The sequence below is a fragment of the Kribbella sp. NPDC004138 genome (assembly GCF_053603655.1).
Genome location: NZ_JBSGFZ010000018.1, coordinates 40,940 through 53,321, shown reverse-complemented (window position 1 = coordinate 53,321; position 12,382 = coordinate 40,940). Strand labels below are relative to the sequence as shown.

Here is a 12,382-nt window from a genome sequence, read left to right as displayed (position 1 = left end):
CGCACCGTACTACGCAAGTGCGTCGTGGTTCAGGAGGCCTTCGGCTGAACCTTCGACTGGACGGTGATCTTTCCGCTGATGATGTCGGCCTTGATCTGCTCCAGCTCCGACTTCACGTCGGCCGGGATCTTGCTGTCGAACTCGTGGAACGGCGCCAGCGCCGTACCGTTGTTCTGCAGCGTGCCGGTGAACTGGGTGTTGTCGAACTTGTTGTCGACGACCGAGACGACCGCGTCCTTCACGGCCACGTCCATGCCCTTCTCGACGCTGCTCAGCAGCACCGAGCAGTACTCCGCGGCGCTGATGCAACCGTCGGTGTCGACCCAGATCGCGTTCACCTTGCCGTTGCTGGCCTTGGCCGCCTGCAGACCGCCCAGACCGGACGGGCCGGCCACCGGGAAGATCACGTCGGCGCCCTGGGTGATCAGGTTCTGCGCGTTGTTCTGGCCCTTGGCCTTGTCCTCGAAGTCACCGGTGAACAGACCCGCCTGCTTGGCGTCGTCCCAGCCCAGGACCTGGACGTTCTTGCCCTTCTGCTGGTTGTAGTAGCGCACGCCCTCGGCGAAGCCGTCCATGAAGATGGTCACGGTCGGGATCTTCAGACCGCCGAAGGTGCCGACCTTGCCGGACTTCGACATCGCGGCGGCCAGGTAACCGGCCTGGAAGCTGGACTGCGCGGTGTTGAACAGCAGCGGCTTCAGGTTCGGGATCGGCTTGGCCGGGGCCGAGTCGACGATCGCGAACTTGATGTTCGGGTTGGCCGTGGCCGCCTTCTCGGTGGCGTCCTCGAGCTTGAAGCCGACGGCGACGATGACGTTGCACTTGGCGTTGACCATCGCGGTCATGTTGGTCGGGTAGTCGTTGTCAGACTTCGACTCGGCCTTGACCTCGGTCAGGCCCTTCTCCTTCACCGCGTCCTGCAGGCCCTTGTACGAGGTCTGGTTGAACGACTTGTCGTCGAAACCCCCCGAGTCGGAGACCATGCAGGCCTTGAAGTCCTTGTTGGCGCTGCCGCCTGCGTTGTCCTCGGTCGGCTTGCTGCCACAAGCGGCGACGGCAAGCGTCACCACGCCCACGATCGCCGTTCCCCGCACGTACTTCTTCACCGGACGTCTCCTTCGTCGACCAGATTCTTTTGCTGCCGCACGCCTTCCCCCACGTGCCGCATCCGCAGACTATAGGGCGACCGCCGTCCTTCTTTGAACGTCAAGCAGGCCTCGATACCGGAAAGTGACCGGCGTTTGCGTCACATTTCGACAACTTCTCCGGTGCGCTCACCCGGTGCTGCCTGGACGTCACGGTGCGCACGCTCCGTGGTTGCGTTCACCGTGCGTGGCCGTGACGGACGGTGACGACCGGGGAGCGCCCCGTCGGGCGGTGGTTGCGGGATGAAACAATCGCGGGATGAGTCATCAGTTGCTGGTCGCGGACGTCCTGGCGCGCGTCGAAGCGGTGCGCGAGGACATGGTCGAGGTACGGCGCGACCTGCACGCGCACCCGGAGCTCGGGTGGCACGAGGTGCGGACGACCGAACTGCTCGAGAAGCGGCTCGTCGACGCCGGCCTGTCGCCGCGGGTGCTGCCGACCGGTACCGGGCTGATCTGCGACATCGGCTCCGGCGACACCTGCGTCGCGCTGCGGGCCGACATCGACGCGCTGCCGGTGTCGGGCGGCGTGGACGCGCCGTGGCGGTCGACCGTCGACGGTGTCGCCCATGCCTGCGGCCACGATGTTCACACCGCGGCCCTTCTCGGTACGGCGCTGGTGCTGGCCGGGATGGCGCGCGACGGGCAGCTGGACCGGCGGGTCCGGGTGATCTTCCAGCCGGCCGAGGAGGTCATGCCGGGCGGCGCGCTCGGGGTGATCGCGGCCGGCGGGCTGGACGGCGTACGCCGGATCTACGGCCTGCACTGCGATCCGCGACTCGAGGTCGGTCAGGTCGGCCTGCGCATCGGCGCCCTGACCGCCGCCGCCGACAAGCTCCTGGTCCGGCTAACCGGCCCCGGCGGCCACACCTCACGGCCGCACCTGACCGCGGACCTCGTCTACGCGCTCGCGACCCTGGTCACCGAACTGCCCGCCGCACTCTCCCGCCGGGTCGACCCGCGCGCCGGCATGTCACTCGTCTGGGGCCGCATCACCTCCGGCTCCGCCGCCAACGCGATCCCGTCCCGCGGCGAGGCCGAAGGCACCCTGCGCTGCCTCGACGTCGCCGCCTGGCGCCTGGCCGACGAGCTCATCCCGTCCCTCGCGGCGCAGATCGTCGAGCCGTACGGCGTCGAGGTCGACACCGAGGTCACCCACGGCGTACCGCCGGTGATGAACGACGCGATCGCGATCAACATCCTGCAGAACGCCGTCCACCAGACCCTGGGCACCAGCGCCGGCGTCCCCACCGACCAGAGCCTCGGCGGCGAGGACTTCGCCTGGTACCTGGAACACGTCCCCGGCGCCATGGCCCGCCTCGGCGTCCGCCCACCCACCCAGCAAACCGCCGCCGACCTCCACACCCCCGGCTTCGCCCCCGCCGAAGAATCCATCACCATAGGCACCACAGTCCTCACCGCCGCCGCCTTACTGGACTGACACCACCCGCACTCCGCGCCGGCTATCTCTTGCCGCCTTCGGCGGACGCGCGCCATGGGCCGCACCGACCTGGGATCGGCGCCAGGTGCTGTGGTGAACGGCGCGCCGGCTCTGCAGCCGCGTACCGAACCGGCAGTCCCACAGATGCGGCCGAGCGCCACTCTCAGCGATTATCACTATAGTGCCGATATCAGTACTATAGTACCGGCATCGGCACTATAGTGAGCCACATGGACCTGTCACATCCGATCAGTACGGTGATCCCGACTCTCGACGGTCCGGTGCTCACGGTGCTGTCGCGGACCACACAGCCGCTCACCGGCCGCAAGGTGCATCAACTGGCGTCCACCGCGAGCGAATCAGGCACGCGTAAGGTTCTGCGACGCCTTGCCAGTACAGGCTTGGTGTCCGCGACAGAGGTGGGCAGCGCAGTCCAGTACGCCCTCAACCGTGATCATCTGGCAGCCTCCGCAGTGCTCGAGCTGACCAACCTGCGGCAGAAGCTCATCCAGCGAATCCACGATGCGATCGACACGGAGTGGTCCAAGCCCCCGATCCACGCAAGCCTCTTCGGATCGGCTGCACGCGGAGACGGTGACCTCCACAGCGACATCGACCTGTTGGTCGTCCACAACTCTGCAGAGTTGCCTCCGGAGTGGGATGACCAAGTCGGTTCTCTTGCGGAGCAAGTCCATTCCTGGACCGGCAACCATCTGCAGGTCTACGAGTTGAGTCATTCCGCATTGCTTGCACACTTCGCGTCCGGCGACCCGATCGTCAACGACTGGCTGCGCGACTCTGTCACCGTTTTCGGTCCAGATTTCCGCCAACTCCGCAACAGGATCACCCACGGGCCGGCGCCTCAATGACGCCCTCCGCGAGAACCCAAGACTGCAACCGCGCCCAAGCGGCCGTCCGACTCAGCCAGGCGCGGGCTTTCCTCGACGTGGCTGAACTCCTCAGTGGGGAAGACGACGAACTGGCCAACGACAATGTGGTCGCTGCCCTCGCGGTACTCGCCGGCATTGCCGCGGCCGACGCTGCCTGCTGTGGGACCCTCGGCAGGCGCTCGCGCGGCCAGGACCATCGGCAGGCGATTCAGCTTGTTTCCCAGGCCGGTCCCGACGGCAAGACCTTGTCGCGTGCCCTCAGCCGACTGCTCGACATCAAGGACAACGCGCACTACGGAATGGTCTACGTCGGCGCTCCGCAAGCCAAAGCCGCACTTCGGAACGCGACAGCGCTGGTGGATGGCGCAGCACAGCTCCTGAGGTAAAGCGCGGCATGTCCGCCCACTCCGGCATCTGCTGTGCGATGTGCGCCGCATCTAGCCCCGGCTCGCGAGTGCGCTAATGTCCGCAAGCATGTTCGACGTGCGAGGTAGGACGGCGCATCTGGCGTGGTACCGGACCGATGAAGCGATCGCCGATGTCGCGTTCCTGCACGGCTTCTCGGACTCCGCGCAGTGCTGGGAGCCGTTACTCAACGAGATGCCCGGGATCCATGCGCTCGCGATCGACGCGCGCGGGCATGGTGAGTCCGGGCTCCCGGAGGAACCCTTCCGCTACACCGCCCTCCGAGACGACGCCGCCCTCGTACTCTCGAGCCAGCCACGCGACGGCGGAGTGGTCGTCGTCGGCCACTCGATGGGCGCGATGTCGGCCGCGTACCTGGCCGCAGCGAGGCCCGACCTGGTCCGCGCAGTCGTACTGGAGGACCCGCCGACCGGCGGCGCGGATCCCCACCAGCAGGACGAACCCTGGTCGGAGCCACCCTGGCTCACCGAGATCCGAGCCCTAGACCTGCCCGTGCGGATCGCGCAAGGCCACGCCAACGACCCCGACTGGCCCAACGACGAACTCGAGCCTTGGGCCATCTCGAAGGCCCAACTCAACCCGCACATGTTCGACCTGCCGTACCAGGACCCGCTCTCGCTGACAGCCCTGCTCACCGAGATCACCTGCCCCGTCCTCCTCATCCACGGCGACACCGAACGCGGCTCCTTGATCTCCACCGAGTACGCCGAACACTGCGCCCAAGCAGCCGCCGGCAACTTCAACGCCACACACATCCCCAGCACCGGCCACTCCGTACGCCGCGACAACCGCCCGCAGTACCTCGCAGCCCTCACCGCCTTCCTGAACCACCACCACTGATCCCCTCGGCACCCGCATGCACACCGGTGACGGCGGCCGACAGTTGGCGTCGGCGAAGGGGTGGCAGCGCCCGTCCCACCACGTTCCCGAGCGCCGCGGCCATCCAGCGACAGCACGCGATATGCACCTCGCCGAAGGCGGCAGAAGGCAGCCACCGCGAAGCGGTGACCATTACCCGCCGCACACATTCCCGGGCGCCGCCGCGACGCGGTGTCCTTTGGGCGGTGGCCTTTTCAGGTGTTGGTTCAGAAGGTGTCGGCGGGGACGTATACGCCCCATACCTCTCGGAGGGTGTTGCAGACCTCGCCGACGGTGGCTCGGGCTTTCAGGGCTTGTTTCATGGGGTAGAGGCAGTTGTCGTTGCCCTGGGCAGCTTTCTTCAGGGCGGCCAGCGCCTCATCGACGGCGGACTGGTCGCGGGTTGCGCGGAGGGTGGCGAGGCGGTCGACCTGCTGGGCCTCGATGGCGGGGTCGACGCGGAGCGGTTCGTACGGCTCCTCCTCGGCGATCTTGAACTTGTTCATGCCGACGACGACGCGTTCGACGGAGTCGATCTGCTGGGCGATCTGGTACGCCGAGCGCTCGATCTCCTGTTTCTGGAAGCCCTTCTCGATCGCGGCGACCGCGCCGCCGTACTCCTCGACCTGGTCCATCAGCTCGACCGCGGCGGCCTCGACCTCGTCGGTGAGCGACTCGACGACGTACGAGCCGGCGAACGGGTCGACCGTCGCGGTGACGTCGGTCTCGTAGGCGAGGACCTGCTGCGTGCGAAGCGCAAGCCGAGCGGCCTTTTCGGTGGGCAGCGCGATCGCCTCGTCGTACGAGTTGGTGTGCAGCGACTGGGTCCCGCCGAGCACCGCGGCCAGGCCCTGGATCGCGACCCGCACCAGGTTCACCTCGGGCTGCTGCGCGGTCAGCTGTACGCCGGCCGTCTGCGTGTGGAACCGCAGCATCAGCGACTTGGGATTCCGGGCGCCGAACTCGTCCTGCATCACCCGCGCCCAGATCCGCCGCGCCGCACGGAACTTGGCGACCTCCTCGAGGAACGTCGTCCGCGCGACGAAGAAGAACGACAGCCGCGGCGCGAACTCGTCGACGTCCAGCCCGGACGCGACCGCGGCCCGGACGTACTCGATCCCGTTCGCGAGCGTGAACGCGATCTCCTGCGCGGGCGTCGCACCGGCCTCGGCCATGTGGTAGCCGGAGATCGAGATCGTGTTCCAGCGCGGCAGCTCCGCCTGGCAGTACGCGAAGATGTCGCTGATCAGCCGCAGCGACTCCTTCGGCGGGTAGATGTAGGTGCCGCGGGCGATGTACTCCTTCAGTACGTCGTTCTGGATCGTCCCGGTGAGCTTGTCCCCGGAGACGCCCTGCTCCTCGGCCACCAACTGGTACAGCAGGAGCAGCACGGATCCCGGCGCGTTGATCGTCATCGAGGTGGACACCTGGTCCAGCGGGATCTTGTCGAACAGCACCCGCATGTCGTCGATCGAGTCGATCGCCACCCCGACCTTGCCGACCTCGCCGTGCGCGATCGGGGCGTCGGAGTCGTACCCCATCTGGGTCGGCAGGTCGAACGCGACCGACAGGCCCATCGTCCCGTGGTCGATCAGCTGGTGGTACCGCTGGTTCGACTCGGCCGCGGTGCCGAACCCGGCGTACTGCCGCATCGTCCACGGCCGCTGGGTGTACATCGTCGGGTACACGCCGCGGGTGTACGGGAACTGGCCCGGCTCGCCGAGCTTGGCCGCCGGGTCGAACCCGTCCAGCGGTCCGTACACCGGCGCGAACTCGAACCCCGACTCGCTGCGATGACTCATCCCCCAACGGTATTCCGAACCAGCACCGCACTGGTATGCACCACCGGGTGAGATCGAGCACGCGCGCTGAGCTGTTGACTCGTGACGTGGGTCACATCAGGCTGCCGCCATATGCACCGTCGACCGGGGAGGGGCGACATGCGGAGAACTTCTGTTTTCATCGCGGTACTGGCCGTCGTAGCGGGGGGACTGGCCGTGGGGCAGGCGGCGACAGCAGCGCCGGCGCCAGGGGGTGATGGGCTCGAGGTGTACGTCGGCGACCTGAACGCCCAGCAGCTGCAGAAGGTCGTGGACGCCGGCGTCGACCGGGCCGACCTCGCCACCGGAAAGGGCGCCGGCGGCACCACGAGGGTCGAGGTCGTCATCTCGGAGCGGCAAGCGGCGAAGCTCCGTTCGAACGGCGTCGATCTGAAGGTCAAGAAAGTGAAGGGACACACCGCCAGCGAGGAGGCCGCACGGCTCGCGGCCGCCGGCCCGACGGTGTTCCGCCCGTACAGCGGGGCCGGCGGACTGCTCGAAGAGCTGACCCAGACGGCGGCCGCGAATCCCGGGTTGGCCAAACTCGTCACGATCGGTACGACGGTGCAGGGCAAGCCGATCGTCGCCGTCAAGGTCACCAAGGACGCACGCCTCGTCACCGACGGCTCCCGGCCCTCGGTGCTGTACTCCGGCACCCAGCACGCGCGGGAGTGGATCACGCCCGAGATGGTGCGCCGGTTGATGCACTACGTCATCGACGGGTACGGCCAGAACGCCGAGACCACGAAGATGCTGGACACCACCGAGCTCTGGTTCCTGCCGGTGGCGAACCCGGACGGCTACGACTACACGTTCGTCGGCGACCGGCTGTGGCGGAAGAACCTGCGCGACAACAACAACGACGGCCAGATCGCTCCCGGCGACGGCGTCGACCTGAACCGCAACCTGGCCACCAAGTGGGGCTACGACAACGAGGGATCGTCACCTGACCCGAGCAGCGACACGTACCGCGGTCCGTCCCCGGGCTCCGAGCCGGAGTCGAAAGCTCTCGACCAGCTGTTCCAAAGGGTCCGCTTCACGGAGCTGATCAACTACCACTCCGCCGCCGAGCTCCTGCTGTACGGCGTGGGCTGGCAGGTGAGCACGCCGTCGCCGGACGACGTCATCGCCGAGGCGATGGCCGGCGACGACGCGAATCCCGCCGTACCGGGCTACGACCCGGACATCTCGGCCGAGCTGTACACGACCAATGGCGAGACCGACGGCCACGTGACGGACACGTACGGGACGATGGCGTTCACGCCGGAGATGTCGACCTGCCAGACCGTGTCGGCCGCGAACCCGAACGACCAGTGGCTGCCCGAGGACTGTGTCAGCGTCTTCAGCTTCCCCGACGACGAGGCGCTGATCCAGGCCGAGTTCACCAAGAACATCCCGTTCGCGCTGTCGGTCGCGAAGTCGGCGCACGACCCGGACGACCCGGTCTCGGTGGTCGGCAAGAAGGCCGCCGACCTGGTGGCCGACCCGTTCACGGTCTCGTACGGCACCACCCAGCCGGTCGCCGTGATCGCCAAGCGGGCGTTGAAGAACCTGCGGATCAACTACCGGATCAACGGCGGCGACGCGATCGACGACAAGGTCGCGGAGTGGAAGGGCGGCGAGCGGTACGGCGACACCGGCGACCGCTACTACGCCGAGTTCCGCGGTACCGTCCGGCGTACGAAGCCCGGCGATTCCGTCGAGGTGTGGTTCACCGGTAACAAGCAGGGAACCGGAGCCGTCTCCAGCGAGCACTTCACGTACCACGTGGCCAGTGACATCGGTGGACAGGTCCTGATCCTGGCCGCTGAGGACGTCACCGGCGCCAGCCCGGCGCAAGGACTGACGACAGCTCGCTACGCCTCCAGCTACGCCGCCGCGCTCACCGCGGCCGGAGTCACCTCGGACGTGTACGACGTGGACGCCAATAGCCGGACCGCTCCGCATCCGCTGGGCGTGCTGTCGCACTACAAGGCCGTGGTGTGGGAGAGCGGCAACGACATCATCACGCGCAAGATCGGCCAGCCGGGCGGTACGGCGGCTGAGCTCGCGCTCGACCTGGAGCTGTCGGTCCGCGACTACCTCAACGAGGGCGGCAAGCTGCTGTACACGGGCAAGTACGCCGGCTTCGCGAGCAACCAGGACGGCGCGTACTACTACAACCCGTTCGAGGAACAGCAGGGCGAGTGCACCACGCCGCAGGCGTACCCGTGTCTGCCGTTGCTGAACGACTTCGAGCAGTACTGGCTCGGCGCGTACTCCCAGGTCGACAACAGCGGCAGCGACAGCAACGGGACCCCGTTCCCGATCACCGGGACATCCGGCGCCTTCAACGGGTTCGCCGGGACACTCAACGGCGGCGACTCGGCCAACAACCAGGACCACACCAACGCGTACGTCCTGACGTCGAGTGTGTTGCCGGCGGCCCAGTTCCCGCAGTTCGCGAGCTCGGCGCCGCTGAAGTGGCAGCGGCCCGGCGGTGCGCCGTTCGAGCCGTTCACGGGCACGCACTACGTCTACAGCCAGCGCGCGGACATCAGCTACAAGCGTCTGACGCGGACGGTGGATCTGACCAGCGTGACCGCCAGCACCCAGCCGTCCCTGTCGTTCAAGTTCTCCTACAACACCGAGGCGGACTGGGACTACGTCTTCGTCGAGGCCCACACCGTCGGACAGGACGACTGGACCACGCTCCCGGACCTGAACGGCCACACGTCGCAGGACACCGGCCAGAGCTGCCCGGCCGGTTGGGTGGCACTGCATCCACAGCTCGGGCATTACCAGGGCTCGGACTGCTCACCGACCGGCACCACCGGAAGCTGGAACGCGGCAACGGGGTCCAGCGCGGGTTGGCAGGACTGGAAGGTCGATCTCGCGCCGTACGCCGGGCATCAGGTCGAACTCTCGATCAGCTACGTCAGTGACTGGAGCACCCAGGGCCTCGGCACCTTCGTCGACGACACCACGGTCACGGCCGGCACGACCGTGACGACGTCGTTCGAGACCGACCTCGGCGGCTGGACCGTCGCCGGTCCGCCACCTGGCTCGGCGGCGAACCCGAACGACTGGATCCGTACCACGACCGCCTTCGTCGAGGGTGCCGGTGTGTCCACACCGGACACGGTGTACCTCGGCTTCGGCGCCGAAGGCCTGACCACGCAGGCGATGCGCACCGACCTCGTCCAGCGGTCGATGGCACACCTGTTCGGCACGCCGTAACCGGATTCGTCGGCAGGGCGGTCAAACCGGCCGCCCTGCCGACGAACGGATCCCCAGAGTTCGCGTGCGACTAACCCAGCACATCCCGCTGGCAACCTGAAGGACACTTCAAGGCCCTGCAGCCGTCGCCAGGGCATCGACGCGGTGTCACGAGAGCGTCGCCCAGGGTTCATGGTCGGTGAGGAACCTTCGAGATGTGCGAATCGTGATGGTGGCCGAGACCTTCCTGCCGCAGATCAACGGCGTGGCGAACACGGCTCGCCACGTCGCCGACCGGCTGCGTGCCCGCGGGCACGAACTGCTGATCATCGCCCCCGGGCCGGGCCCCGACAGCTACGGCGACGTCCCGGTCCTGCGCGCCCGGAGCTTCCGGACGCCGGGGTACAAGGAGTACCCGGTCGGTCTGCCGGACCCGTCGATCGAGCGGGCGATGGCCGAATTCCGGCCGGACCTGGTGCATCTCGCCTCGCCGTTCATCATCGGCGCGTACGGGCTGCGCGCCGCCCGCAGGCTCGGCGTACCGACGGTCGCGATCTTCCAGACCGACATCGCCGGCTTCGCCCGCCAGTACCCCTGGTACGCCGCCGCCGACCGCGGCATCTGGCGCTGGGTGAGCCGCACACACTCCCGCGCCGACCGCACCCTCGCGCCGTCGACCTCGGCCGTCGACGCGTTGGTCCAGCGCGGCGTACCGCGGGTGCACCGCTGGGGCCGCGGCGTGAACCTCGACCTGTTCGATCCGTCCAACCGCGACGAGCAGTGGCGCCGGGAGGTCTCCCCGGACGGCAAGCCGATCGTCGGGTACGTCGGCCGGCTGGCGGCCGAGAAGAAGGTCCGGCGGCTCGCGGAGCTGACCGGCCTGGACTGCCGGATCGTGGTCGTCGGCGACGGGCCGGACCGCGCCGCGCTCGAGCACGCGTTGCCGACGGCAACCTTCCTCGGGATGCGCCGGGGCGCCGACCTGGCGTCGATCTTCGCCGGCCTGGACGTGTTCGTGCACACCGGCGAGCACGAGACGTTCTGCCAGACGATCCAGGAGGCGCAGGCCTCCGGCGTCGCGACTGTCGGCCCGGCCGCCGGCGGTCCGCTCGACCTCATCTACCCCGGCGAGAACGGCCTGCTCTTCGAGCCCGGCAAGCCCGGGTCGCTCCGGTCCGCGGTGAAGACCCTGCTCGACCACCCGTCGGCCCGCAGCCGGATGGCGGCCAACGGCCTGCACCGCGTGCAGTCCCGCACCTGGCCCGCGGTCGTCGACGACCTGGTCGACCGGCACTACGCCGAGGTGCTCCGCGACGCAGCCGCCGTACGGCGGGTTGCATGAGCGGCCTGCGGATCGCCCAGCTGGCCAACTTCGTCGGGCCGACGTCCGGCGGGATGCGGACCGCGATCGAGCACATCGGCCGGGGGTACGCCGAGGCCGGCGCCGAGCGGATCGTGATCACGCCGGGCGAGCGGGACTCCGTGGTCGAAACCGAGCTCGGCACGATCGTCCGGGTGAAGGCGCCGAAGGTGAGCGGCGGGTACCGGCTGATCACCACGCCGTGGACCGTGATCGACGTGCTGAAGCGCTTCGGGCCCACCACGGTGGAGATCTCCGACAAGTCGACGCTGCTCCCGGTCGCGCGCTGGGCCCGCAAGAACGACATCGGCACGGTGCTGTTCAGCCACGAGCGCCTCGACGCGATGCTCGCCCTCGGCGCGGCGCGTCCCGGTCAGCTCGGCGGCAACGACGTACTCCGGCCCGGCCGGATGCTCGGCGTCGGGACGCAGTGGTGGGGCGCGGACGGCGTGAAGTACAGCCAGCTCGGGATGGTCGCCACGGTCGCCGCGCTGTACAAGATCCTCGGCCGCACGTACGACGCCGTGGTGGTCACCTCGCGCTACGCCGCGGCCGAGTTCGACGAGGTGACGACGCCGCTGGTCCGGATCCCGCTCGGGGTCGACCTCGACACGTTCCACCCGTCACTGGGTTCGCCGACGGACGACGGCGTCCTCAAACTCGTCCACGCCGGGCGGCTGTCCCGCGAGAAGAGCCCGCAGCTCGCGGTCGCCACCGCCGCCGAACTGCACCGCCGCGGCGTGAACGTCCGGATGGACGTCTACGGCACCGGCCCGCACCTCGACGAGCTGATCGAGATCGCCGGCGACGCCCCCGTCACGTTCCACGGCTACGTCGACGGCCGCCGTACCCTCGCCAAGCATCTCGCCGAGGCCGACATCGCCCTGTCCGTCTGCCCCGGCGAAACCTTCGGCCTCGCAGTCCTCGAAGCCCTCGCCGCCGGCACCCCGGTGGTCACCGCCAACACCGGCGGCGCCCGCGAACTGGTCGACGAATCCTGCGGCCGCTGGGCCCCCGCCAACCCCTCGGCTCTCGCCGACGCCACGCTGGCCCTGGCGCAACTCCCCAACCGCCGCCAAGCCGCCCGGCGCCGCGCGGAGCTCTACAACTGGCAAACCTGCGTCGACCGCATGCTCAACCTGCACAGCCGATTGGCCAAATCTCGTGTCGCGGCGTGACTTTCGCAACTCCCGTCTCCTGAGAGCTAACTGAGTTGCCGTAAGGCCCGATCGCCAGGTAGTTAA

At 68.4% G+C, this 12,382-nt stretch carries 9 protein-coding genes; 7 read left to right on the top strand and 2 right to left on the bottom strand.

Annotated features, from left to right (window positions below; all coding sequences use genetic code 11):
* Positions 1-29: 29 nt before the first annotated feature.
* On the bottom strand, positions 30-1,106 hold the full coding sequence (locus ACWEOO_RS24750; RefSeq protein ID WP_355473744.1) for a BMP family lipoprotein: 1,077 nt from the start codon (positions 1,104-1,106) through the stop codon (positions 30-32).
* 298 nt (positions 1,107-1,404) lie between these two features.
* On the opposite strand from ACWEOO_RS24750, the gene ACWEOO_RS24745 reads away from it, so the two are divergent.
* The 4 genes from ACWEOO_RS24745 to ACWEOO_RS24730 all read left to right on the top strand — a co-directional run bounded on the left by ACWEOO_RS24745 (position 1,405) and on the right by ACWEOO_RS24730 (position 4,742).
* Positions 1,405-2,586, top strand: a complete 1,182-nt coding sequence (locus ACWEOO_RS24745) for an amidohydrolase (protein WP_452145016.1) — start codon at positions 1,405-1,407, stop codon at positions 2,584-2,586.
* Positions 2,587-2,816: 230 nt separating this feature from the next.
* The gene (locus ACWEOO_RS24740) at positions 2,817-3,455 is read left to right on the top strand and encodes a nucleotidyltransferase domain-containing protein (protein WP_452145015.1); all 639 of its coding nucleotides are present in this window, start codon (positions 2,817-2,819) and stop codon (positions 3,453-3,455) included.
* A gap of 77 nt (positions 3,456-3,532) precedes the next feature.
* Entirely contained in the window at positions 3,533-3,862 is a 330-nt protein-coding gene (locus ACWEOO_RS24735; protein WP_452145014.1) for a hypothetical protein, read from the top strand.
* A gap of 88 nt (positions 3,863-3,950) precedes the next feature.
* Positions 3,951-4,742 (top strand): alpha/beta fold hydrolase, encoded by a 792-nt coding sequence (locus ACWEOO_RS24730; RefSeq protein ID WP_452145013.1) that lies wholly within the window; start codon positions 3,951-3,953, stop codon positions 4,740-4,742.
* 245 nt (positions 4,743-4,987) lie between these two features.
* Here ACWEOO_RS24730 and ACWEOO_RS24725 read toward each other — a convergent pair whose 3' ends face one another.
* Complete coding sequence (locus ACWEOO_RS24725) at positions 4,988-6,562, bottom strand: acyl-CoA mutase large subunit family protein (RefSeq protein WP_452145012.1); 1,575 nt, start codon at positions 6,560-6,562, stop codon at positions 4,988-4,990.
* A 138-nt stretch (positions 6,563-6,700) separates the two neighbouring features.
* Here ACWEOO_RS24725 and ACWEOO_RS24720 point away from each other — a divergent pair, with 138 nt between their 5' ends.
* The 3 genes from ACWEOO_RS24720 (at position 6,701) to ACWEOO_RS24710 (ending at position 12,316) form a co-directional block, all read left to right on the top strand.
* A complete protein-coding gene (locus ACWEOO_RS24720) occupies positions 6,701-9,799 on the top strand; it encodes a M14 family zinc carboxypeptidase (RefSeq protein ID WP_452145011.1) in 3,099 nt (1,032 codons plus the stop codon).
* A 196-nt stretch (positions 9,800-9,995) separates the two neighbouring features.
* On the top strand, positions 9,996-11,120 hold the full coding sequence (locus ACWEOO_RS24715) for a glycosyltransferase family 4 protein (RefSeq protein ID WP_452145010.1): 1,125 nt from the start codon (positions 9,996-9,998) through the stop codon (positions 11,118-11,120).
* Entirely contained in the window at positions 11,117-12,316 is a 1,200-nt protein-coding gene (locus ACWEOO_RS24710; RefSeq protein ID WP_452145009.1) for a glycosyltransferase, read from the top strand. The genes ACWEOO_RS24715 and ACWEOO_RS24710 overlap by 4 nt, the downstream gene beginning before the upstream one ends.
* Positions 12,317-12,382 lie beyond the last annotated feature (66 nt).